The sequence below is a fragment of the Cellulomonas sp. NPDC055163 genome, assembly GCF_053607065.1.
The window spans coordinates 235,337-258,241 of record NZ_JBSGSU010000004.1 but is presented as its reverse complement, the minus strand read 5'-3'; the positions used below and the strand labels follow the sequence as shown (position 1 = coordinate 258,241).

Below are 22,905 nucleotides of genomic sequence, written 5' to 3'. Positions count from 1 at the left end.
CTCGCCCCGTGTCGGACCGCGCCCGCTCGCGGGACACCACGCGCTACCCCTCCGCAGCGGCGCGCCGGAGGATCAGCTCGGTGAGGCCGGCAGCGGTGCCCGCCTGCTCGACGTCGGTGTCCTCGAGGTGCACCCCGTACGCGCTGCTGAGCTTGACCGCGGCCTCGACGAGCACGAGCGAGTCGATCTCGGCCTCCTCGAAGGGCGTGCGCGGGCCGAGCCCGTCGAGCTCGGCGGGGGCGAGTCCCCGCAGGACGGTGAGGACCGAGTCCACGGTGGCGTTCATGACAGCTCCCACTCCCTCTCCGGCGTGATGTCCCGGGCGACGAGCCCGGGCCAGGTCAAGGTCACAGCTCCCCACGTCGCGCCCCCGCCGAACGCGGTGAGCAGGACGCGGTCGCCGCGCGTCATCCCCGGCGACGCGTGGCACAGGGCGAGCGGGATCGACGCGGCCGACGTGTTGCCGACCCGGTCGACGTGCACGACGGCGCGCTCGGGGTCGACGCCGAGCTCACCCGCGACGGCGTCGAGGATCCGCCGGTTCGCCTGGTGCGCGACGAGCCAGTCGACGTCGCCCGTGGCCCACCCGGCGGCGTCGAGGGCGCTGCGCGACGCGGCCGTCATCGCGCGGGTCGCGAGCGCGAACACCTGACGGCCCTGCATCGTGAACCACCCGCGCGCGGTGCGTGCCCCCGTGGGGTCCGCGGGGTGGCGGCTGCCGCCCTCCTCGACCGTGATGAGCTCGCGGTGGCCGCCGTCGGAGTGCAGCGAGATGCTGCCGACGGCACCCGGGTCGCCCGGCTCGCCGCTCTCGAGCACGACGGCGCCCGCCCCGTCACCGAACAGGATCGCGGTGCCGCGGTCCGTCGGGTCGACGATCCGGCTGTAGGTCTCCGCGCCGACGACGAGGACGCGCTGGTGCCGGCCGGACTCGACGGCCGCCGTCCCCGCCGCGAGCGCGTACAGGAACCCGCTGCACACCGCGGCGACGTCGTACGCGGGGACGGTGCCGAGACCCAGCCGTGACGCGACTGTCGGCGCGGTCGCCGGGCAGGGGTGGTCGGGGGTCGTCGTCGCGACGACCACGAGGTCAACGGCTCCGCCGCCCGCGGACTCCAGGGCCCGGCGGCCCGCGGTCACCGCGAGGTCGCCGGTGCTCTCCGCGGCGGACGCGACGTAGCGCTGGCGGATCCCCGTGCGCTGCGAGATCCACGCGTCGGAGGTGTCGAGGGTCGCGGCGAGCATGTCGTTGGTCACGAGGCGGGCACCGAGCGCACCGCCGAGACCTGCGAGCAGCGCCGCCGTCACGAGCGCACGCCGGGGAGAGCGTGCGCGACCGAGCAGACGACGGTGACGCCGCCGCCGGCGGAGACGATGTCGGCGCAGCGCCACGTGACGCCGCCCTTGACGAGGACCCGGCTGCCCCGCAGCTCCGCCTGCACGGCGCTGCGGGGCTCCGCGGCGCGCGGTGGCCGTGCGCGCAGCACCGTGGTGCTGCGCATCCACAGCGTGCTGCTGCGGGCGCGGTCCAGGCCGTCGAGCTCGTAGAGCAGCACCTGGCCGAGCTGCAGCCCCGTCACGAGGTGGTCGACGAGCGTCACCGCCCTGTGCCCGGAGGCGCCCAGGTCGTGGCGCGGACCGGCCGGCAGGCCCGCGGGGTGGTCGGCGCCCGGGGGCTCGTCGAGGACGAGCTCGGCGACGGCGACGGCCGGCGACGACCCCTGCAGCCGGACCCGGTCCACGGTGAGCCGGCGCGGGCGCGGCAGCACCTCGGCGGTCACGGCGGCGCCGCGCGGTGCCGGGGAGCCGGCGGGCCCCGTCCGGCGTGCCGCCCCGGCGAGCCCCCGCACCGAGGCGCGCACGGTCATCGTGGCGAGCGTGAGGTCGAGCAGCGCGGTGTCCGGGCCGTCGTCGCGGAGCGTCGCGCGCACGTCGAACCCGTCCAGCTCGTCCTCGACGGGCGTGCGCCCCGCACTGACCCGCACCTCGTCGAGCCAGGCGCCGGGTGGCGGCCCCGCGGCGAGGTGCGTCGCGAGCAGCCGCAGCGCCACGGCCTCGGTGAGGCGCAGCACGTCCGGGGTGCTCAGGTGCGGGGCGAGGTCGTGGTCGCCCTTCGTGGACCAGCGCTCCCCGGGGTCGACGACGCCGCGTGCGGTGAGCCCCGTGGCACCGGGCTCCCCGCTCGTGCCGTCGCGCCGGACGTGCACGACCCGGACGGCGTGCAGGGCGGCCTCGACCGTCCGGTAGCCCGAGCCGAAGAAGCGGGTCTCGCGCGGGCCGAGGTAGGCGTCGACCGCGCCGATCCACCGGTCCGGGGCCGCGCAGGTCGCCGTGCGGTCGGGGTCGTCGAGCGCGTGCACGGGTGTGGTCGTCATCGGGTGTCCTTTCCTGGGGCGAGCGGGGCGTGCGGGGAGCGCCGGGAGGTGCGAGGTGAGCGGGTCGGGCGGTCGGGCCGTCGAGCGGGTCGGGCGGGTCCGGCGGTCGAGGGTGGGCCGCGAGGCGTCGTGGGTGGCCGCGGGGTCAGAGCGCGCCCGCGAGCACCCGAGCCGGTGCGGGCTCGCGCGCGAGGACCTCCCACCCCCGGCGCCGCGCGACGTCGTCGAGCACGCGGTCCCCGGCGAGGACGACCGCGTGCCCCACGCACGCGAGGACCGGGACGTCGCTCTCGTGGTCGCCGTAGGCGAAGGAGCGTGCCGGGTCGACGCCGTGCCGGGCGCAGTACCGCAGCACGGCCGCCGGCTTCGCCGACCCGACGAGCGGCTCCACGTCGCCGGTGTAGCGCCCGTCCGTGACGACGGGCGCGGACGCGAGGACGTCGTGCGCACCGACCGCCCGGGCGAGCGGCGCGAGCGGGGCGTCGAACGAGCCGGAGACGAGCACGACGCGCGCGCCGTCCGCCCGGTGCGCCGCCACCCGCGCGGCGACCTCGCCGCGGACCGGGTCCCCGGCCGCCGTCCCCTCGGCCCACCACTCCTCGGCGAGCGCCCACGTGCGGGCGACGCTCCGCCCCGCGTACGGCGCGAACGCGCGGCGGTTGAGCTCGGCGCGGGGACGGCCCCGCTGCCGCAGGTCGGCGAGGTCGGCGCGCAGGACCGCGAGCGCGTCGCCCGCGGGCTCCTCCCGCACGTACCACCACGCGAGGAAGTCGAACAGGGTCACGCCGTGCACGAGCGTGTCGTCCACGTCCACGAAGACCGCGCTGCCCGGACCGGCCGTGCCGCCCGCGCTGGCCGTGCCGCCTGCGCTGCCCGGACCGGCCGTGCCGCCCGCGCTGCCCGGACGGGCCGCACGGCCCGCGCTGCCGGTGTCGGCCGCGCTGCCCGCGCCGCCGCGCCCGGCGTCCTGCGACGACGGCCCGGTCACGCGGCGCGCCGGGGCAGCAGCGCCGTCAGGGCGATGCCGAGCCCCGCCCCGACGGCGATCACGAACGTGGCGACCCGGATTCCGTCGACCCCCGCGCTGTCGCCGGTCACAGCCCCGGCGACGGCCACGAGCACGGCGAGCCCGACGGCCCCGCCGACCTGCTGCCCCGCCGTCGCGACGCCCGACGCGATGCCCTGGTCCTGGGCCTCGACACCGCTGGTCGCCGCCGCGTACATCGCCGTGAAGACGATGCCCTGCCCGAGGCTGAGGAACGCGAGCGGCCCCGCGGCGACCAGGTACGACCCGTCCGCCGAGATCGTCGCGGCCAGCACGAGCGTCCCGACGAGCCCGATCGCGAAGCCGGCCGTCAGCGCCGCGCGCAGGCCCGAGCGGGTCGCGAGCCGGCCCCCGACGATGGTGCCCAGCAGGACGAAGACGCACGGCAGGACGAAGGCGAAGCCCGTCGCGAGCGGCGAGTACCCGAGCACGTCCTGGAAGTACAGCGTCAGGAAGTAGGCGACGGCCCCGAAGGTCGCCATGAACAGGAAGGTCAGGGACGCCCCGACGCTCACGCTGCGGTTCCGGAAGAGCGTGAGGGGCAGCAGCGGGTCGGCCGAGCGACGCTCGATCAGGACGAACAGCGCGAGGACCGCGACCGCGGCGCCGACCGTCAGGAACGTCTCGACCGACGTCCAGCCGACCTTGGGCGCCTGGACCAGCGCGAGCACGAGCGCGGTCGACCCGACGGTGGCCGTCACGGCCCCCGGCAGGTCGAACCCGCGGGCGCCGCCGGTGCGTGCCGGGTCGCGGGCCAGCAGCACGAACGCCAGCACGACCCCGATGCCCGCGAGCAGCACGTTGACCCAGAACACCGAGGGCCAGCCGAACCGGTCCGTCAGCACACCGCCCAGCAGCGAGCCGAGGACCATCCCCGAGCTCCCAGCCGCACCCCAGATCGAGATGGCCCGGTTGCGCTCGCGGCCCTCCGCGAACGACGTCGTGACGAGCGAGAGGGTCGCGGGTGCCAGGAACGCGCCGCCGAGGCCCTGGACCGCGCGCGCGAGCACGAGGACCACGGGTGAGCCGGCGAGCCCGCCGACGAGCGACGACACCGCGTACAGCGCGAGGCCCAGCACGAACATGCGGCGCCGGCCGAAGAGGTCCGCCGCGCGGCCCCCGAGGAGCAGGAACCCGCCGAACGCGACGGCGTAGGCGGAGACGACCCACTGCAGGTCCTGCTGGCCGAAGCCGAGCGAGCGCCCGATCTCCGGCAGCGCCACGAAGACGATGTTGTAGTCGAGCGCGATGATGCCCTGCGCCGCGGCGAGGAGCGCGAGGACGGCGCCGGGCCGGTGGCCGGCGGTGCGGGTCGGCGTGGGTGCCGGGGTCTGGACGGTCATGGGGGCCTCTCGGTGGGACGGCCGCCGCGGGGTCGGCGGCGGCGTGGACGTCGGCGTGGGTCGTGCGGGGTGCCGGGCGGGGTCGGCGGTGCGGTGCGCGGGGGAGCGCACGGGTCAGTAGCGCAGCGCGTATCCGATGCGCCGGCGCAGCGACTTGGTGCGCTGCGCCTCGTGGAAGCGGGCGTCGTCCTCGAGCACCTTCGTGGCCGCCGCGACGCGCTCGGTCGCGAGCCCGATCGCCTCGTCGACGGGGACCACGACGGGCAGGTCGAACAGCGCGACGATCTTCTCGACGCGCTCGGGGATCGGGCCGCCGACGACGTGGTACGGGATCTCGAGGTCCTCGAGCGCCTCGATGAGGAGGTCGTCGGACAGCCGGCGGAACGGCTCGGACACCGGGCGGTGGCCGTCGGGTCGCATGTCGAACTCGACCGGGAGGTGCACGTACGCGTCGTAGAGGCGCTTGGCGCGGGCCTTCGTGACGTCGCCGAGCGTGTCGGTGTAGCGCTGGTAGAAGTGCTTGACGGGCAGGCCGGTGACCTTCTTGATGGCCTGGAACCACCAGGGCGCGCCCGGGTTGATGCCGACGCGCATGCGCGCCTCGAAGTAGACCCACTCGTGGAAGACGCCGCCGTCGGAGATGAACGGGCCGGGCTGCGACTCGTTGTGCACGCGCTCCTCGAAGCGCCGCAGCCCGAGCTTCACGAGCTCCATCGCGTTGAGCTCCATGACGGTCTTGCCGGGGATGAGGTCGATGAGGATCTCGCGCGAGGTCATCGCGTGGGTCCGGGGGATGCCGGTCGCGATCGACAGCGCCTCGGTCGTCGTGCTCTTGCCCGTGGAGTAGGTCCCCGAGATCGCGAGGTGGAGGTTCTCTTGCATCGACTGTCTCCTTCGGTGGCGTGCGGGGCGTGGGGCGTGCAGGTGCGTGGGGTGGGCGCGGCGTGCGGGTGGGTGTCCCCGTCGGGGCCCGTGCCCGGGGGGTCAGGTCCGGGCACCGACGGGGGCCGGCGGCGCCTCCGTCGCCAGGCGCACCCCGGCGGCGGCGTGCGCGGTCTCGCCGGTCGCCGCAGCGACCTCCTCGACGAGGGCCAGGGCCTGCGCGAGCCGGGCGTCGGGAGTCCCGCGCACCACGTGGGGCCGGACGCCCTCGGCGGCCAGGACGCCGAGCAGCCGCAGGTCGGTCGCGTGCCGGAACGCCTCGCTGATCGGCGGGACGGCGTCCTGCAGCGCGTGCTCGACCGGGACGTGGATCCACAGGTCGTACCGCTCGGCGACGCGGTGCCGGCTCAGCAGGGCGACCTGGTGGACGAGCGTGAGCGGGTCGAACGCGTCGGACGACACCACCGGGGGTCCGGCGGCGTCCGCCGGGACCTGCGCGGGGTAGGACCCGGTGCGCAGGAGCCACTCGGCGTAGACCCAGTCGTGCAGCACCGAGCCGTCCGAGACGAACGCCCCGACGTGCCGCTCCTCCTCGACGCTGCGCTCGACCAGCCGCCGGACGGCGAGCTGCACGAGCTCGGCGGGCGTGCACTCGCTCGCGGCGACGTGGGTGGACCCGAGCGGCCGCGCCATCGGGGTCGCGCGCGACACCGGGTGGGACAGCGCGTGCGCGAGCTGGTCGGTCAGGGTGGTCTTGCCCGAGCCGTAGGCTCCGACGACGGCGATGCGCACGAGGTCTCCTCGAGGTGGGTGCGGGTGGGAGGCGCTGACGGGACGACGGTCGTGCGGGGGTCGGGAGGTCCGGCGGGTCGGGCGCAGGTCAGGCCGGACAGGCGGGCAGCGGCTCCCACCGCCGCGCCCGGCCGTCGCCGACGACGCGCCCCAGCACGACGTCCGCGAAGTGCCCGGCGTAGGCCAGGTCGCCGTCGTGCGCGAGGCGGTCGAGGACGGAGGCCCGCGTCGACGCGGCGAGGTCGGCGTCGTCGTCGAGCGTGCAGCGCGTCGCGGGCGACCCGACCTGCGCCGCGGTGTGCATGAGGTCGCCGAGCACCACGAGGCGCTCGCCGCGGGACTCGATCTCGAGGCAGAGGTGACCGGGCGTGTGCCCGGGTGCGACCCGCGCCCGCAGCCCGGGCGCGACCCGGTCCCCGTCGTCGAGCAGCGCGACGCGCGCGGACCCCGGCTGACCGGCGGGCCCGAGGTGCCGTGCCCACACCGCCGCGTCGGGTGCGCCGACGTGGTGCACCGCGTGCCGGAACGGCTGCGGGCGTGCCGCGGGGCCGTCGGTCCGGACCCAGCCCATGTGGTCGTCGTGCGGGTGGGTCAGGACCACGGCGTCGATGTCGGCGGGTGCGTACCCGAGCCGCTCGAGGTTCGCGACGAGGTCCCCGCCCACGAGGGACCCCAGCAGCGGCGACGTCTGCCGGCGGCCGAGCGAGACGGACCCGATGCCGGCGTCGACGAGGTAGGTGCCGTGCGGCGTCTCGACGAGCAGCGCGCCGATCGAGGCGACGACGTAGCGGCCGTCGAGCGCGTAGGGCGCCCACGGCTCCGCGGCGGCGTCCGCGCCGACCAGCAGGCGCTCGACGTCGAGCTCGACGTGGCCGTCGGGCACGACGGTGACCCGCACGTCGCCGAGCACGTGACGGCGCGGCCGGGCCGGACGGGTCCGCGGGTCCGGCGCCGCCGCCGGGGAGGCGTGCACGTCCGGGCCGACGCTCCTCATCAGGGGTGCCATGCGTCCGTCGCCTCCGCCGCTCGTGGAGCCGCGTCGCCGGTGCGGCGCGACACCCACCACCCTGGTCAGGGGCGCGTCGGGCAGGCAGTGCGTCCTTATCCTGGTGCTGCTGCTCCCTGGCTCCGCGGCCGCTCGGCGGGCCCGTGCCCCGCGCGCCTCTGTGCGTCCTCCGGCTGCGGACCGTGCGCGGTACGGGGGTCGTGGGCGACCTCGTCGAGCACGCCGCGCAGCACCCCGAAGAAGTGGCGCGGCGACTCGTGCGGGAACAGGTGGCCGCCCGGGACCCGGTGCAGCGCGCTCCACGACGTCGTCGTGCGTGCCCAGCCGCGCATGGCGCGAGGGCTCACGAGCGGGTCGAGCGTCCCCGCCATCCCGACGACCGGGACGGGCAGCCGGCCGGTCGGCGGGACGTGGTCGCGCAGCAGCGCGAGGTGGGCGAGCGTCCGGTCGCGCACGAACCCCGGGAGGGCGCCGTCGCGCCGGACCTCGTGCACGACGCGGCGCCGCACGAGCTCCGCGTCGGCGGTGCCGGGCGGCGCCGCGGCACCGACGAGCAGGGCCCGGACCCCGTGCGCCGGGTCCCGCGCCGTCAGCCGCAGCGCGACCTGGAACGCGACGAGCGCGCCGAGGCTGTGCCCGTACAGCACCGCGGGCCCGGGCAGCCGGGCGACCGCCGCCGCGGCGTCCCCGACGAGGTCGTCCAGCGCGGCGCCGGGCGCCCTCTCCCCCGGGACCCCGGTGTACCCGAGCGCGTGCACCCGGGTCCCGGGGGCGAGGGCGCCCTGCCACCGGGCGAACGAGCGGGGCGTGCCCCCGGCGTGGTGGAAGCACACGAGCCGCAGTCCGGTCATGCCGGAAGGCTGCGCGCGGAGCGGCGTGCGGACCAGGGCCGCGGTGTCCGGGGTGCGGGACCACCAGGGTCGCCGCCCGCCCGAGCGCCCCCACGCCCGTCCGCCCGCCCGAGCGCCCCCGCGCCCGCCCGTCCGCCGGCCGCGCGCCCCCGCGCCCGTCCGTCCGCCCGAGCGCCGCTCGCCCGCCGCAGGCCTCAGCCCAGCCGGGCGAGCGCCGCCTCGGTCCCGGTGCCGGCGGCCGGCAGGTGCAGGATCGCCCGCAGGTCCGAGCCGCCGACGACCTGCATCGTGACGGGCTCGAACGCGAGCCGGCCGAGGTCGTCGTGGTCGTACACCGTGTCGACGTGCACCTCGCCCCCGACGACGTGCTCGTCCCACAGCGCGCGGAACCTCGGGGAGCGTGCCGCGAGGTCGTCGGCCACCCCGGCGAAGTGCGGGTCGTCCGGGTAGGTCGCGGCGTGGGAGCGGTACCGCGCGACCATCATCCGCTCGGCGAGCTCACGGTGCGGGTACCGGCGGGCGGTGGCCTCGTCGGTGAAGAACTGCACGAGGCAGTTGCCCCCGACCTCGATCCCGAAGACGCGCCGCGCCGCCCCGTTGAGGGCCACGACGTCCCAGTACCGGTCGACGACGTACGCCGGCCGGGGCAGGAAGCCGTCGATCATGCGCTGGATCCGCTCGACGTCGTCGGGGGCCCGGACCGGGCGCGCCGGCGGGCACTTGCCCGCGAGCCGGTACAGGTGCGCCGTCTCCCCGTCGTCGAGCTGGAGCGCGCGCGCGACCGCGTCGAGGACGCCGTCGGAGACCCCGATGTCGCGGCCCTGCTCGAGCCACGTGTACCAGGAGACCCCGACCTGGGCGAGGACCGCGACCTCCTCCCGGCGCAGGCCGGGCGTGCGCCGGCGTCCGCCGCTCGGGAAGCCGACGTCGGCAGGGGACAGGCGCTCGCGGCAGCGGCGCAGGAAGGACCCGAGCTCGGCTCGGCGGACGGTGTCGGGCTGCTGCTCGGCGACGGTGGTGCTCATGGTGCTCCTGCGGTTGGTCGGCGACCGACGGACGGTGTGGCAGGGGGACCACGCGGGGCGCGACGAGCCGCGGACGGACCGGGATCGGCGGACAAATGCCCCACCGGCAGGATAGCGAGCGTGTCCAGCCTCGCCCTCGGGGAGGCGTCCGGTCGGACCCGGTCGGACCCGGTGAAGGCCGCCACGAGCGACGCCGCGGCGGGGTCGCCGGGCGCGGGTCGGCCGCTGCCGCCGTCGCTCGTCGCCTACCGTAGAGCCGTGTCCTCCGCGAGCCCGCCCCGTGAGCGTCCGGTCGTCCCCGCGCGCCTCCGCGGGGACCGCGGCCCCCGTCGGGCGAGCAGCCTGCCCGGGGTCCTCGTGGCGGTCGTCGCGGTGCTCGGGGTCGTCGCGACGTGGCGCGTGTTCGTCGAGACCTGGGCGGGCCAGTGGACCGAGGAGGCCGTGCTGCGCGGCGCCGAGTACGGCCAGGGCGCGCTGTGGACGGTCGCCGAGCCGGTGCTCGACGTCGTCTCGGTCAGCTACATCGCGCTCGTGCTCGTCGCGGCGATGCTCATCGCGGTCTTCCGCCGGAGGTGGGCGCTCGCGATCCAGGTCGTGGTGCTCGTCGCGGGCTCGAACATCACGACGCAGCTCATCAAGAAGGTCGTGACCGACCGCCCCGACCTCGGGGTCCCCGGGCCCGAGATGAACGCGCTGCCGAGCGGGCACACGACCGCGGCCGCGTCGGTCTCGGCGGTGCTCGTGCTCGTCGTGCCGCCGCGCGTCCGGCCCTGGGCCGCGGTGCTCGGCGCCGGGTACACCGCGGCGACGGGCGTCTCGACGCTCGTCGGGCAGTGGCACCGGCCGAGCGACGTGATCGCGGGGGTGCTCGTCGTCCTGTTCTGGACGTGCGTCACGTGCGTGCTCGTCGCGCGCCACCCCGGCGTGCCCGGCGACGCGCCGCGGACCGCGACCGGCGAGATCGCGCTCGCCCGCAGCTCGCGGTCGTCCGTCGCCGGCTCGCGCACCGGGGCCCTGCTGCTCGGGCTCGCCGGGGTCGCCGCCGCCGTCCCGTCCGCGCTGTCGCTGCGCCGCACGTGGGACCGGGCCGGCGAGCTCGAGGCGCGCGCCGACCTGCTCACCGCGTACGCGGGGGCGGTGCTCGGCGTCGTCGCGGTGAGCGCGCTCGCGTTCGCGGTGATCCTCCTCGTGCGGCACGCCGCCACCGCGCGCGTCGAGGCTCCTTGACGCAAGGTCGTAGAGTGCCGGAGCGACGGTGTCGACGCACCAGCCGGCCCGGCGCGGGGCGACGACCGTCCGCCACCGGGGGCACGGCCTGCGAACCGTCCCCCACCCCACGAGGAAGCAGGAACGCATGTCCGCAGGTCGCAAGCTCGTCATCGTGGAGTCGCCCGCCAAGGCGCGCACGATCGCGGGGTACCTCGGCGAGGGGTACGACGTCGAGGCGAGCGTCGGCCACATCCGCGACCTGCCGCAGCCGAGCGAGCTGCCCGCGGACATGAAGAAGGGCCCGTACGGGAAGTTCGCCGTCGACGTGGACAACGGGTTCGACCCCTACTACGTGGTGGACGCCGACAAGAAGAAGAAGGTGTCGGAGCTCAAGCGGCTGCTCAAGGAGTCCGACGAGCTCTTCCTCGCGACCGACGAGGACCGCGAGGGCGAGGCCATCGCGTGGCACCTGCTCCAGGAGCTCAAGCCCAAGGTCCCCGTCAAGCGCATGGTGTTCCACGAGATCACCCGCGAGGCGATCGAGCGCGCGCTCGCCAACACCCGCGAGCTCGACGACCGCCTCGTCGACGCGCAGGAGACCCGCCGCATCCTCGACCGGCTCTACGGCTACGAGGTCTCGCCGGTGCTGTGGCGCAAGGTCCGCCAGGGCCTGTCCGCGGGCCGCGTGCAGTCCGTCGCGACGCGCCTCGTCGTCGAGCGCGAGCGCGAGCGCATGGCGTTCCGCACCGCCGAGTACTGGGACGTGACGGGCACGTTCGGCCAGGTCGACACGCGCGGTGACGAGACCCGAGCGGGGACGTTCGGTGCACGGCTCGTGCAGCTCGACGGGCAGCGCGTCGCGTCGGGGCGCGACTTCGACGACCGTGGCCGGCTCCGCCAGCCCGACGTGCGCCACCTCGACGAGCCCGCCGCGCGCGCGCTCGTCGCGGGGCTCGGGGAGTCGTCGTTCGAGGTCCGCAGCCTCGAGACGAAGCCGTACACCCGCAAGCCGGCCGCGCCGTTCACGACGTCGACCCTCCAGCAGGAGGCGAGCCGCAAGCTGCGCATGGGCTCGCGCCAGACGATGCGGACCGCGCAGGGCCTGTACGAGAACGGCTACATCACCTACATGCGTACGGACTCCCCGGCGCTGTCGTCGCAGGCGATCGACGCCGCGCGCCGCCAGGCCGGCGAGCTCTACGGCGCGGAGTACGTGCCCGCCAAGGCGCGCGTCTACACGAGCAAGGCCAAGGGTGCGCAGGAGGCCCACGAGGCCATCCGGCCCGCCGGTGACCAGTTCCGCACGCCGGCGCAGGTCGCGCGCGAGCTCTCGGGCGACCAGTTCCGGCTCTACGAGCTCATCTGGAAGCGCACGGTCGCCTCGCAGATGGCGGACGCGCGCGGCTCGACGGCCTCGGTGCGCATCGGCGCGACGGCCCGGCTGGGTGCCCCGGGCGCCTCGGGCTCGCCGCTCGGTGACGGGGACGTCGACGCGGTGTTCGCCGCGTCCGGCACGGTCATCACGTTCCGCGGCTTCATGGCCGCGTACGAGGAGGGGCGCGACGCCGACCGCTACGAGGACGACGCGCCCGCGGCCGTCGCAGGCGCCGACGGGGCCGACGGTGCGACGGGCGGCGCCGACGAGCCCAGCGCGAAGGCCAAGGGCAAGGGCAAGGCCGCCGAGGAGCGCGAGGCCCGCCTGCCGAACATGGTCGAGGGCGACGCGCTCACGGGCACCGACCTCACCGCCGACGGCCACCGCACGTCCCCGCCGCCGCGCTACACCGAGGCGAGCCTCGTCAAGGCGCTCGAGGAGCGCGGGATCGGCCGCCCGTCGACGTACGCGGCGACCATCTCGGTGATCCAGGACCGCGGGTACGTGACCGGCCGCGGGCAGGCGCTCGTGCCGAGCTGGCTCGCGTTCGCGGTGACGCGGCTGCTCGAGGAGAACTTCGACCGGCTCGTCGACTACGACTTCACGGCCGCGATGGAGGCGGACCTCGACGAGATCGCCGCGGGCAACCGTGAGCGCAGCGCGTGGCTGAGCCAGTTCTACTTCGGGGAGAACCCGGGTGCGGCGGAGGGCGGCGGCCTGCGCGGCCTCGTCGCGAACCTCGGCGACATCGACGCGCGCGAGGTCAACTCGATCGACATCGGCGACGGCATCACGCTGCGCGTCGGGCGCTACGGCCCCTACCTCGAGGACACCCGCGACCTCAGCGGGCCCGACGGTGCGCCGCGACGCGCCTCGGTCCCCGAGGACCTCGCCCCGGACGAGCTCACGGTCCCGAAGGCCCGCGAGCTCTTCGAGACGCAGCCCGAGGGCGACCTCGTGCTCGGCGAGGACCCGGTGACGGGCACGACGGTCGTCGCGAAGAGCGGCCGCTACGGCCCGTACGTCACGGAGCTGCTGCCCGAGCCCGAGATCGACCCGGGTCTGAGCGCCGCCGCGAAGAAGCGGGCCCTCGCGGCCGCACCGAAGCCACGCACCGCGTCGCTGCTCAAGTCGATGGACCTGCAGACCGTCACGCTGGAGGACGCGCTGCGCCTGCTCTCGCTCCCGCGCGTCGTGGGCGTCGACCCCGAGACCGGGACCGAGATCACCGCCCAGAACGGCCGCTACGGCCCGTACCTCAAGCGCGGCACCGACTCGCGCACGCTCCCGTCCGAGGAGGCCATGTTCACGGTCACCCTCGAGGAGGCGCTCGCGATCTACGCCCAGCCCAAGCGGGGCCGGGGCGCGACCGCCGCACCGCCGCTGCGCGAGCTCGGCGAGGACCCGGTGTCGAACAAGCCGATCGTCGTCAAGGAGGGCCGCTTCGGCGCCTACGTGACCGACGGCGAGACGAACGCGACGCTCCGCAAGGAGGACGCGGTCGAGTCGATCACGCCCGAGCGCGCGCAGGAGCTCCTCGCGGAGAAGCGTGCGCGCGGACCGGTCAAGAAGAAGGCCCCCGCGCGCAAGGCCGCGGCCCCGCGCAAGAAGGCGGCCGCGAAGTCCTGACCGGGCCCGCCGCGGCTCCGCTGCACGCGCGGCCGGCCTGCGGCGGAGCGCGGCGCGGGGCTGTGCCCGGACGTGCTGATCGTCACCCGGACCCGCAGGACCGTCGAGCCGTGCCGTACTAGGTTGGCCGCATGGCTCGCACCGAGGACCCGTCGACCGCTCCGTCCATCCGCTGGGGAATCCTGGGGGCCGGCAACATCGCCGGTGCCTTCGCCGACGCGGTGAACGCGCACACCCGCGCGCAGCTCGTCGCCGTCGGCTCCCGCAACCGGGACCGCTGCGAGCGCTTCGCGACCGCGCACGGCGTCCCGACGACCCACATCGGCTACCGCGACCTCGTCGAGGACCGGCAGGTCGACGCCGTGTACGTCGCGACCCCGCACTCCGAGCACCTCGAGCACGCGCTCCTCGCGATCGCCGCCGGCAAGCACGTGCTCGTCGAGAAGGCGTTCACCCGCAACGCCGCCGAGGCCGAGCAGGTGTTCGCCGCCGCGAAGGCCGCCGGGGTCTTCGTGATGGAGGCCATGTGGACGCGGTTCCTGCCGCACGTGGCCGCGCTGCACCAGGTCATCGACGCGGGCGAGATCGGCGAGATCATCAACCTCACCGCCGACCACGGGCAGTTCTTCCCGTTCAACCCGACGTCCCGGCTGTTCGACCCGCAGCTCGCGGGCGGTGCGCTGCTCGACCTCGGCGTGTACCCGGTGTCGTTCGCGCACGACTTCCTCGGGGTCCCCGACGCGGTGCACGCGACCGGGACGCTCACCGAGACCGGCGTCGACGGTCAGGCGTCGATCGTGCTGAGCTACGGCGACCGCACGCAGGCGACCCTCTCGACGACGCTGTGGGCCAAGACCCCGACGACCGCCGCGATCTCGGGCACCGAGGGCTTCATCCACGTCGCCGGCAACTTCTACGGCCCGTCGTCGTTCCGCGTGCAGCGCCGCGACGGCCGCGTGTGGACGTTCGAGCAGCCCGGCAAGAAGGGCCTGCAGTACGAGGCGGCCGAGGTCGCGCGCCGGGTCGCCGCGGGCGAGACGCAGAGCCCGCTCATGACGTGGGACCACACCGTCGAGGTCATGCGCACGCTCGACTCGGTGCGCGCGCAGGTCGGGGTGGTCTACCCCGGCGAGTGACCGCGGCGTCGGCTCTCAGCCGGGGTCGACGACCTGGGCGGCGAGCAGCACGACGTCGTCCGCGGGCTGGCCCACGACGAGCCCGCGGGCCAGCGACGTGACGAGCTGGGCGGGGTCGAGGTGCGCGAGCCTCCCCGCGGCCTCGACGAGCGCGACCGCCTCGTCCTGCAGGGACGTCCCGCGCCGCTCGATGAGGCCGTCGGTGTGCAGCAGCAGCGTCTCGCCGGGCGCGAGCGCGTCGGTGTGGTCGTGCCGGGTCGTGCGGGCGTCGACCCCGAGGAGCAGGTCGTTCTGGGGGGCCCGCAGCGCCGCGCTCTGCTGCCCGGGCCGCACGAGGACCGGCGCGGGGTGCCCGGCGCTCGACCAGGTGAACCGGTACGCACCGGTGCCCGGGTCGCGGTCGATGCGACCGACGAGGGCCGTCGCGATGGTCCCGAGGCCCAGCCCCTCGATGGCCCGGTCCAGCCGCGTGAGCCACGAGGACGGGGTGTCCGGGTGGTCCCACGCGAACGCGCGCAGCGTCGAGCGGAGCTGACCCATGCGGGCCGCGGCGTCCATGTCGTGACCGGTGACGTCCCCGACCATGAGCGCGACGCCGCCGTCGGGAAGCTCGATCGCGTCGTACCAGTCGCCGCCGACGCGGTCCGCGCGCCCCGCGGGCAGGTAGTGCGCGCCGAGGCGCAGGTGCGCCGGCTCGGGCAGGGCGGTGAGCATCGCGTCCTGCAGCGTGCGCGCCACGTCCCGGCGCTGCTGCAGCAGCTGCGCGCGCTGCAGCGCCTGCGCGGTGTACGCCGCGAGAGCGTTCTTGATCGTGCGGTTGCCCTCGTCGAACTCGCGCGGCAGCCGCCAGCCGAGCGTGAGGACGCCGAGGAGCTCCTGCCCCGAGACCAGCGGCAGCACGGCGCTCGCCCCCGCCTCACGGGTCGCGGGGCGCGCCATCGAGGGGAACTGGGCGACGAGGTCGGCGTTGTCCCGGAAGAACAGCGGCTCGCGCATGCGGGCCACGTGCGCGACCGGCCGGTCCTCGTCGATGCGCGCGTGCTGCCAGCGCGGGTCGAAGCCGTCGGTGAAGCGCTCGACGGTCGTGTACGTCAGGCCCCGGCCGTCGGGGTCGAGCAGCGCGATCCCGGACATCGTGGCGCCCAGACCCGTGTCCGCGACGCGCGCCGAGGTCGCTGCGACGTCGTCGACCGTGAGGACGTCCTGGAACGCGTCGCTCACGAGCAGGAGCAGCCCGGCCTGGCGGTACGCGAGCGTCGCCTGCTGCTGCGAGCGGCGCGCCCGCTCACGCTCCCCCCGGAGCCGCAGCTCGGAGCTGCACGCCGCCGCGAGGTCCTCGAGGAGCGCGAGCTCGTCGGCCGTCCAGCGGCGCGGCACGTGGTCGATCACGCACATCGACCCGACGACCGCGTTCGTGTCGTCGAGCAGCGGGTAGCCCGCGTACGCGATCACGTCGAGCTCCGGGATCGCGGGGTTGTCCTTGAGCAGCGCGACGCGGCGGGCGTCGTCGACGATCAGCGGGGACCGGTCGGCGACGACGTACTTGCAGAACGAGTGCGTCAGGGGCGTGTGCCGGGACTCGTCGATGTCCGGGGGCAGCCCGGCGGCGCCGGGGTACACCTGGCCCTCCTGCGACACGAGCGACACGAGCGCGAGCGGGACGCCGAGGTGGCGCTGCGCGACGCGCGCAAACCGCTCGAACGACTCGTCGCGCCGCGCCGGCAGCAGGACGGAGCCGGGGAGGAGCGCCGCGGGGTAGAGCTGGGTCATGCCGACCTCCCGCGTCCTCGTCCCGGTCCCGGGAACGGCCTCGTCCCCCTCCCAGTGTGACAGCACGTGTCCCGCGGACGCAGGGCGGGAGCGGGTGGACCGGCCGGTGACGGCCCGTCAGGCCGTGGCGGACCCGGCGTGCGCGCCGACCGTGCCGACGGTGCCGCCCGTGCCCCGCGCGACCTCGCCGAGCAGCCACGTCAGCACGTCCTCGCCCGCGAGGATCCCCGCGCGCGGCGTCACGGCCACGTGCGGCCGCGTCCAGCCGCTCTCGGCGAGCTCGCCGTGCGCCGGCCGGACGCCGGCGTGCGCGGCGTCGAGGAGGTCCGCATCGAGGAGCGAGTCGCCCGCGGCGAGCACGCGCGCGGCGCCGACCCGGTCCGCGAGGGCCGTGACCGCGGCGCCCTTGGTCAGGGCCGCCGGGACGACGTAGAGCTTGCGGCCCTGCAGCGAGACGGTCCAGCCCCGCTCGGCAGCCCACCCGGACAGGTCCTCGACGAAGCCCGCGGGCAGCGCGGCCCGGTCGACGACCGCGTAGCAGAACAGCTCCTCGGCCTCGCGGCGCGACAGGGTCCACGCGTCGTCGAACGCGGTGCGCATGTGCTCGCGGACGTCGGCGAGGGGGACGCTGCTCGCGGCGAGCAGCTCGCGGACCGCGGCGGTCCAGGCGGCGTCGGGCTCGCCGTCGACCAGCAGGATGCCGCCGTTCGCCGCGATCGCGTAGGGCGACGGCGGGCCGGGGATGCGGATCCGGGCGAGCTGCGCGCGCGTGCGCGTGGTCGTGGGGACGACGACGGCGGACGCCGCGAGCTCGACGAGCAGGCGCTCCGCGCGCCCGGTGACGTACGACAGCGGTGCGCCGTCGTAGTGCTCGACGCACACGAGCTCCGGCTCGGGGCCGTCCGGGAGCGCCATCGCGGCGCGCGAGTAGATGAGGGTGCGGTCGAGGTCGCACGCGACGACGGTCGGTCCCGCTGCCGGTCCGGCCGGGCGGGCGGGGGCCACTGGGTGGGCGTGGGCCGACGGGTGGGCGGCTGCCGTCCGGTCGGCCGGGGCCGTGCGCGGCGTGGGCGTCGGGTGGGCGGTCATGCGCGGACCTCCGTCGCGAGGACCTCGTCGCCCGTGGCGTCCGCCGCGCGAGCCCCGCGCGTGAACCCCGGGTGCACGAGGCCGACGCAGCGGTACGAGAGCCCGGGTACCTCGACGACCTCGACGCCGCGCTGCTCGGCGAGCAGCAGGACGTGCGCGAGCTCGGGGTCGGCGCGCCGCCGGACCAGGACCTTCCACGGGACCCGGCGCAGCAGCACCCGCGTGGTCTCGCCGACCCCGGGCTTCACGAGGTTGACGCTGTGGATGCCGTGCTCGACGCTCAGCCGCTCGGCGGTCGCCCAGCCGCTCCACGTGGGCGTGCGGTCGCTCGCCGCGAGGACCGGCCAGTCGCGCGCGACGTCGTCGGCGACCTCGGCGAAGCGCTCCGAGACGGCGTCGAGGAACCGGTTCGAGACGTCCGCGGCGGCCAGCTCGGCGTAGAACTTGGCGCCGTGGAAGTCTCCGGGGCCGATGAGGTCGTCGTTGAGCACCGTGCGGGACACGAGGCCCGAGACCGTCGAGTTCAGGCACGCCGACGGGATGAGGTAGTCCTCGCGGGTGCCGTACAGCTCGACGCAGCCCGCCGGGTCCGCCAGCACCGCGAGGTCCGGGCGGAAGCCCTCGCCCGCGCCGAGCCCGAGCGCCACGTTCGCCTCCGCGACCGCGGCGGTCAGCTCCCGCACGATCGCGCCCTTGCCGGTCCACCCGTCGACGAACATGACGTCCTGCGGGCGGTGGTGCTCGGCGAGGTGGCGCAGCGCGACGGTGTCGATGCCGCGCCCGCGCACGATGCTCACCGCGTAGTGGGGGAGGTCCAGGCCGTGCACCTCGCGCGCCCAGCGGCGCATGAGGATCCCGACGGGCGTCCCCGCGCGTGCGAGCGACACGAGCACGGCGCCCCGGCCGCGCGCCGCGAGGGTGAGCTCGGTGACGACCCCGACGGCGTGCGCGAGCTTGGCCGCCGACTCCGCGAGCGACGCGTGGAACAGCTCCTGGTACTCCGCGCTCGGCTGGTACTCGACCGGGAGCGACTCGGCGTAGTGCGCCTGACCGGCCTGGATGGCTTCCTCGCGCTCCTCGAGCGGCGCCTCGAGCGCCACGTGCGTCAGGTCGGTGAGCAGCCAGGCGACCTCGTCGGCGGCGTAGCTCCCGAACTCCGGGCCGCGCAGGGGCGGGGGGAGCGGGGTGGGCGTGGTCGCGGTCACGGGGTGGTCTCCTGCGGGTGAGGTGCTCCGGCGGCGGGCCGGTACGAGGGGAGGACGAGGACGTGCACGCGGTCCGTGTGCTCCGCGACGCGGGCGAGGAGCCCGCCGGGTGCGCGCAGCGCGGGGGTGTCGCCGGCCGAGTCGACGACGACGACGACGTCCGTGAACCGGCGGCGCGCGTCGACGCCGGGCGCGACGTTGTACGCGAAGCGGTCGCCGGGACCGTCGGCGGGCTCGTCGTGGGCCGGGAACACCAGGCGGGTGCGGATCGCGTAGTCCTCGGCGTCGAGCGCCAGGACGGGCGAGCGGGTGGTCGACGAGAACGCGACCGGGGTGCCGTGCGCGTCGAGCCGGTCGGCGAGGTGGGCCGCGACCAGGAGCGGCGCGTGCATGAGCTCCTCGGTGCCGAGCACGAGGACGCGCTGGGCCGCCGACGCGGCGGCGGGCGGAGCGGGCGGCGTGCCGGGTGCCGCAGGGGCCACGTGGGGTGCCGCAGCCGGTGCCGCGGGGACCGGCACTGCGGGACCCCCGCTCGCCGGTGCCGGTGCCGGTGCCGGTGCCGGTGCCGGTGCTGCGCCCGCCGTGCCCGTGAGGTGCTCGGCGAGCGCCGAGGCCGCGGCGCTCGCTGCTGCGGCGAGCCGGTCGAGCTGCGCCGGGGTGAGCCCGTGCCGCGCGCCGTCCGGGACGTCGGTGGGCCACTCGAGCGCGTCGAGCCGGGCGACGGCGCCGGGTCGGGCTCCGTGACCGGCGGGGTCGGAGCCGGCGGGCGAGGCGGCGTCGGGCGCTCCGGCGTCGAGCGCTCCGGCGTCGGGCACGTCGGCGTCGGCCGAGTTCGCGCCGGGCGCGGCGTCCTCCCGCGGGGAGTGCTCCTCGACGAGCCGTCGGCCCTCCGCGAGCACGTCCTCCCCGAGCGCGATGGTCCCGGCGACGAGCGCGACCGCGTCGATGCGTACCCCCAGGCGGTCGGCCAGGTCGGCCAGGCGCGCCCGGTCGGCGTCGGAGCGCACGTCGACGAGCGCGGCGACGACGTACCGGCCGCGCGGGTAGCGCTCGTGCAGCGCGGCGATCGTGTTGAGGATCGTCTGCCCGGTCGAGAGCTCGTCGTCGACGAGCACGAGGGGGCCCGGCCCGGCCAGGAAGGCGGGGTCCTCGGGCAGCAGCAGGTGCGACGTCGCGTGCGAGTGCTGCTCCTCGAAGCCGCCCGCGAGCGCGACCCCGGGCACCGCGCGTCGCGTCGAGTGCAGGTACCGGGCCCCGAGCGCCTCCGCGACGCCGTGGCCGAGCGCGGTCGCGGTCTCGGCGTACCCGAGCACGACCGTGCCCGTCAGCGCGGACGCGTGCCGGTCCCGGAGGTCGGTCACGAGGGCGTCGGTCCGCGTGCGCAACGTCGCCGCCGCGCCGGGAGACCCGGCCACCGCGGGCGCGAACGCGTCGACGGCGGCGGTCCAGGCGGGCGTCGACGCGTCGTCGTCCCCCGAGCCCGCGATCCGCGCGGCTGCGAGCGCGCCGAGCAGCTGCGCGGACGCGTGCACCACGCGGGGGTCGGTCGGCACGTGCTTGCCGAGCACGGTCGAGACGAGCAGGTGCGCGCGGCGGGGGTTGCGGCGCAGCGAGAGCCCGACGAGCTCGGGGAGCGTCACCCCGACCGGCGAGCCCGTCGTGACGAGCGCGACACCGAGCCGGTCCGCGACCCAGCCGCCGGTCCACGGGCCGCGCCGGTCCGTTCGCCGCTGCCGGGCCCGGATCCCGGGCGCAGCACCGCCTGACGCACCGCCCGACGGGCCGCTCGTGCTCGCGGCGCCCGTGCGCGCGGGTCCCGGCTCCCCGCCCGCGCGTGCGGCCCCCGCCACGTGCCGTCCCGTCACGCCGGGTCGCCCGCGCCGAGCAGGTCTACGAACGACACGTCCTCGCCCGAGACACCGAACACCCGGGCGCGGAGCATCGTGCGCTCGGCCCACGCGCGGTGCGGCTTCGCCTCGTTCATCTTGTTGCGGTAGCCCGACGCCGCGACGCCGCCGTCGGACATCTCGACGCCCAGGATGTGCGCCGCGTCGCTGTGCTCCTCGTGCGTCACGACGGACAGCGCGTGCACCGCGGCGACGTGCGACGGGTGGATGACGGTCTTGCCGGTGATCCCGTTGGCCTTGTCGAGCACGATCTCGCGGATGAGGCCGTCGAGCGCCTTCCGGATCAGGCGGGCCCGCAGCGCGCGCTCGTCGTGCTCGATGAACGGCGACTCGCGCAGCTGGGGCTTGAGCAGCCGCTCCTGCCCCTCGAAGTACTCCCAGACCGAGCCCGTGACGACGAAGCCGGTGTCGTCGGCGCGCCCGAGCACGTTGACCACGTCGGCGATGACCTGCGCGACCGGCAGGACGTCGTAGATCGTGAGGTCCCGGCTGCGCCGGATCCCGTACGCCGAGCTCAGGTCGGTCGCGCCGATCCGCACCGCGAGGACCCGCTCCCGGTGCTTGTCGAGGGCCCGGCGGATGCCCACCAGGGCGTCGGTGCGCGTCTCGCGGTGGATGACCTCGGCGGACTCGAGGATCGGCATCGCGAAGTACCGGTGACCGGTGAGCTCGGAGACCTGCGCGACGGTGTCCAGGAAGTCGCTGCCCCGGTCCTCCGTGAACTTCGGCACGACGAAGCCCGAGAGCGCGCCGGCGTGCTCGCCGAGCCCCGCGACGACGCGACCGATCTGCTCGGGTGTGCGCACGCGCACGAACACGAGCGGGCCGGCCTCACCCGACTCGGCGAGGTTCCGCACCTGCGCGACGAGGTTCGCCTCCGCCGCCGGGACGTCCCGGTCGGCGATGGCGTCCTCGAGACAGACGACCGCGCTCGTGACGCCCTGCGCCGCCCGCCGGACGAGGTCGGCCGCGATGGCCGGCCTCGTCCCGGGCAGGTAGAGCGTGGCGCCGAGCGCGACCGCGAGCAGGTCACGGTCGTCGTGGGCCGTGAACTCCTGCGGCTCGACGTGGAAGAGCCGCTCGCGCTCGTCGGGCGCGAGGTGCGCGAAGTGGCGCATCGTCGGGGTGGTCAGCCGGCGTGCACGTCGACGTGCCCGACCTCGACGCCGGCCGCCTTGAGGCGACGGTTGCGCAGGATGGACGACGCGAACGCGGCACCGATGAAGGCGACCCCGACGAGGCCGGTGATGATCTCGTCGACGTGGTAGCCGATGCTCACGAGCAGGATCGCGGCGAGCGCAGCGATCGCCCAGTGGGCACCGTGCTCGAGGTACACGTAGTCGCTCAGCGTGCCCTTGCGGACGAGGAACACCGTGATGGACCGGACGAACATCGCGCCGATGAAGCCGAGGCCCAGGGCGATGATGATCGGGTCGGACGTGATCGCGAACGCGCCGATGACGCCGTCGAACGAGAACGACGCGTCGAGCACCTCGAGGTAGAGGAACAGGAAGAACCCGGCCTTGCCGGTGGCCTTCGCGAGCTCCGACGGGCCGGTGCGGTCCTTGGCCCCGGAGCCCTCCTCGGCTGCGCCGTCCTCGATGATCGTGCCGCCGGCCTCCTCGATGCCCTCCTGCTCGAACAGCGAGCCCAGGCCGTTGACGGCGATGTAGGTGATCATGCCGAGCACGCCGGAGACCATGACGATCGCCGGGTCCTCCGCGAGCAGCTCGGCGACCAGGACGAGCGCGATACCGCCCACGACGACGCCGAGCTGGTCGAGCTTGCCGATGCGCGCGAGGGGGCGCTCGAGCCACGTCAGCCACTTGATGTCACGGTCCTCGAAGATGAAGTCGAGGAACAGCATGAGCAGGAACATCCCGCCGAACGCGGCGATCTGCGGGTGGGCCTCGTTGAGCAGGTAGGCGTAGCTGCCCGGCGTCTCCGGGTCGCCCTTCTCCATCGCGAGCGAGATCGCCTCGACCGGGCTCAGGTCGGCGGTGATGCCCACGATGAGCAGCGGGAAGACCAGGCGCATGCCGAACACCGCGATCGCGATGCCGACGGTGAGGAAGATCTTCTGCCAGAAGTCGCTCATCCGCACGAGGATCTTGGCGTTGACCACGGCGTTGTCGAAGGACAGCGAGACCTCGAGGACACCGAGGATCAGGCACAGGAAGAGCGCGGTCGGGCCTCCGTAGAGGAAGGCCACGACGAGGGACACGGCGGTCACGGCGAACGACCAGCCGAAGGTACGCATGACCAC

19 protein-coding genes are annotated in these 22,905 nt (G+C 75.6%); 3 read left to right on the top strand and 16 right to left on the bottom strand.

From position 1 onward, the window contains the following. Positions 1 to 43: 43 nt before the first annotated feature. From ACWFNE_RS09575 to ACWFNE_RS09530, 10 genes are all read right to left on the bottom strand, one after another. Positions 44 to 286: an acyl carrier protein gene (locus tag ACWFNE_RS09575; RefSeq protein WP_452122188.1), complete on the bottom strand. Its 243-nt coding sequence runs from the start codon at positions 284 to 286 to the stop codon at positions 44 to 46. Further along, positions 283 to 1,308, bottom strand: a complete 1,026-nt coding sequence (locus ACWFNE_RS09570; protein ID WP_452122187.1) for a beta-ketoacyl-ACP synthase III — start codon at positions 1,306 to 1,308, stop codon at positions 283 to 285. The genes ACWFNE_RS09575 and ACWFNE_RS09570 overlap by 4 nt, the downstream gene beginning before the upstream one ends. Further along, entirely contained in the window at positions 1,305 to 2,375 is a 1,071-nt protein-coding gene (locus ACWFNE_RS09565; RefSeq protein ID WP_452122186.1) for an AvrD family protein, read from the bottom strand. Before ACWFNE_RS09565 ends, ACWFNE_RS09570 begins: the two co-directional genes overlap by 4 nt. 145 nt (positions 2,376 to 2,520) lie before the next feature. Next, positions 2,521 to 3,363, bottom strand: coding sequence for an HAD family hydrolase (locus ACWFNE_RS09560; RefSeq protein WP_452122185.1), 843 nt, complete (start codon positions 3,361 to 3,363; stop codon positions 2,521 to 2,523). Further along, entirely contained in the window at positions 3,360 to 4,763 is a 1,404-nt protein-coding gene (locus ACWFNE_RS09555; RefSeq protein WP_452122184.1) for an MFS transporter, read from the bottom strand. Before ACWFNE_RS09555 ends, ACWFNE_RS09560 begins: the two co-directional genes overlap by 4 nt. Positions 4,764 to 4,877: 114 nt before the next feature. Next, on the bottom strand, positions 4,878 to 5,645 hold the full coding sequence (locus tag ACWFNE_RS09550; RefSeq protein WP_452122183.1) for an ATP/GTP-binding protein: 768 nt from the start codon (positions 5,643 to 5,645) through the stop codon (positions 4,878 to 4,880). A 102-nt stretch (positions 5,646 to 5,747) separates the two neighbouring features. After that, positions 5,748 to 6,437 (bottom strand): AAA family ATPase, encoded by a 690-nt coding sequence (locus tag ACWFNE_RS09545; RefSeq protein ID WP_452122182.1) that lies wholly within the window; start codon positions 6,435 to 6,437, stop codon positions 5,748 to 5,750. Positions 6,438 to 6,525: 88 nt separating this feature from the next. Then, the gene (locus ACWFNE_RS09540) at positions 6,526 to 7,431 is read right to left on the bottom strand and encodes an MBL fold metallo-hydrolase (protein ID WP_452122181.1); all 906 of its coding nucleotides are present in this window, start codon (positions 7,429 to 7,431) and stop codon (positions 6,526 to 6,528) included. A 107-nt stretch (positions 7,432 to 7,538) separates the two neighbouring features. Further along, positions 7,539 to 8,294, bottom strand: a complete 756-nt coding sequence (locus ACWFNE_RS09535; RefSeq protein ID WP_452122180.1) for a thioesterase II family protein — start codon at positions 8,292 to 8,294, stop codon at positions 7,539 to 7,541. A 194-nt stretch (positions 8,295 to 8,488) separates the two neighbouring features. After that, entirely contained in the window at positions 8,489 to 9,319 is an 831-nt protein-coding gene (locus tag ACWFNE_RS09530; protein WP_452122179.1) for a helix-turn-helix transcriptional regulator, read from the bottom strand. A 258-nt stretch (positions 9,320 to 9,577) separates the two neighbouring features. Between ACWFNE_RS09530 and ACWFNE_RS09525 the strand changes: the two genes are divergently transcribed. The 3 genes from ACWFNE_RS09525 to ACWFNE_RS09515 all read left to right on the top strand — a co-directional run bounded on the left by ACWFNE_RS09525 (position 9,578) and on the right by ACWFNE_RS09515 (position 14,668). Continuing rightward, entirely contained in the window at positions 9,578 to 10,546 is a 969-nt protein-coding gene (locus tag ACWFNE_RS09525) for a phosphatase PAP2 family protein (RefSeq protein WP_452122178.1), read from the top strand. A 127-nt stretch (positions 10,547 to 10,673) separates the two neighbouring features. Beyond that, complete coding sequence (gene topA / locus ACWFNE_RS09520; protein WP_452122177.1) at positions 10,674 to 13,532, top strand: type I DNA topoisomerase; 2,859 nt, start codon at positions 10,674 to 10,676, stop codon at positions 13,530 to 13,532. Positions 13,533 to 13,663: 131 nt separating this feature from the next. Next, positions 13,664 to 14,668 carry a Gfo/Idh/MocA family protein gene (locus tag ACWFNE_RS09515; protein ID WP_452122176.1) on the top strand — a complete coding sequence of 335 codons (1,005 nt, stop codon included), beginning with the start codon at positions 13,664 to 13,666 and terminating at the stop codon, positions 14,666 to 14,668. 15 nt (positions 14,669 to 14,683) lie between these two features. On the opposite strand, the gene ACWFNE_RS09510 is transcribed toward ACWFNE_RS09515, so the two are convergent. From ACWFNE_RS09510 to ACWFNE_RS09485, 6 genes are all read right to left on the bottom strand, one after another. After that, the gene (locus ACWFNE_RS09510; RefSeq protein WP_452122175.1) at positions 14,684 to 16,438 is read right to left on the bottom strand and encodes a GAF domain-containing SpoIIE family protein phosphatase; all 1,755 of its coding nucleotides are present in this window, start codon (positions 16,436 to 16,438) and stop codon (positions 14,684 to 14,686) included. Between the two features lie 117 nt (positions 16,439 to 16,555). After that, the gene (locus ACWFNE_RS09505; protein WP_452122174.1) at positions 16,556 to 17,527 is read right to left on the bottom strand and encodes an HAD family hydrolase; all 972 of its coding nucleotides are present in this window, start codon (positions 17,525 to 17,527) and stop codon (positions 16,556 to 16,558) included. Then, a complete protein-coding gene (locus ACWFNE_RS09500) occupies positions 17,524 to 18,732 on the bottom strand; it encodes a cysteine protease StiP family protein (RefSeq protein WP_452122173.1) in 1,209 nt (402 codons plus the stop codon). Before ACWFNE_RS09500 ends, ACWFNE_RS09505 begins: the two co-directional genes overlap by 4 nt. Continuing rightward, positions 18,729 to 20,597 carry a phosphoribosyltransferase family protein gene (locus ACWFNE_RS09495; RefSeq protein ID WP_452122172.1) on the bottom strand — a complete coding sequence of 623 codons (1,869 nt, stop codon included), beginning with the start codon at positions 20,595 to 20,597 and terminating at the stop codon, positions 18,729 to 18,731. The genes ACWFNE_RS09500 and ACWFNE_RS09495 overlap by 4 nt, the downstream gene beginning before the upstream one ends. Next, a complete protein-coding gene (locus ACWFNE_RS09490) occupies positions 20,594 to 21,757 on the bottom strand; it encodes an HpcH/HpaI aldolase/citrate lyase family protein (protein WP_452122171.1) in 1,164 nt (387 codons plus the stop codon). The genes ACWFNE_RS09495 and ACWFNE_RS09490 overlap by 4 nt, the downstream gene beginning before the upstream one ends. 11 nt (positions 21,758 to 21,768) lie before the next feature. Then, positions 21,769 to 22,899, bottom strand: a complete 1,131-nt coding sequence (locus tag ACWFNE_RS09485) for a DUF475 domain-containing protein (RefSeq protein WP_452122374.1) — start codon at positions 22,897 to 22,899, stop codon at positions 21,769 to 21,771. Positions 22,900 to 22,905 lie beyond the last annotated feature (6 nt).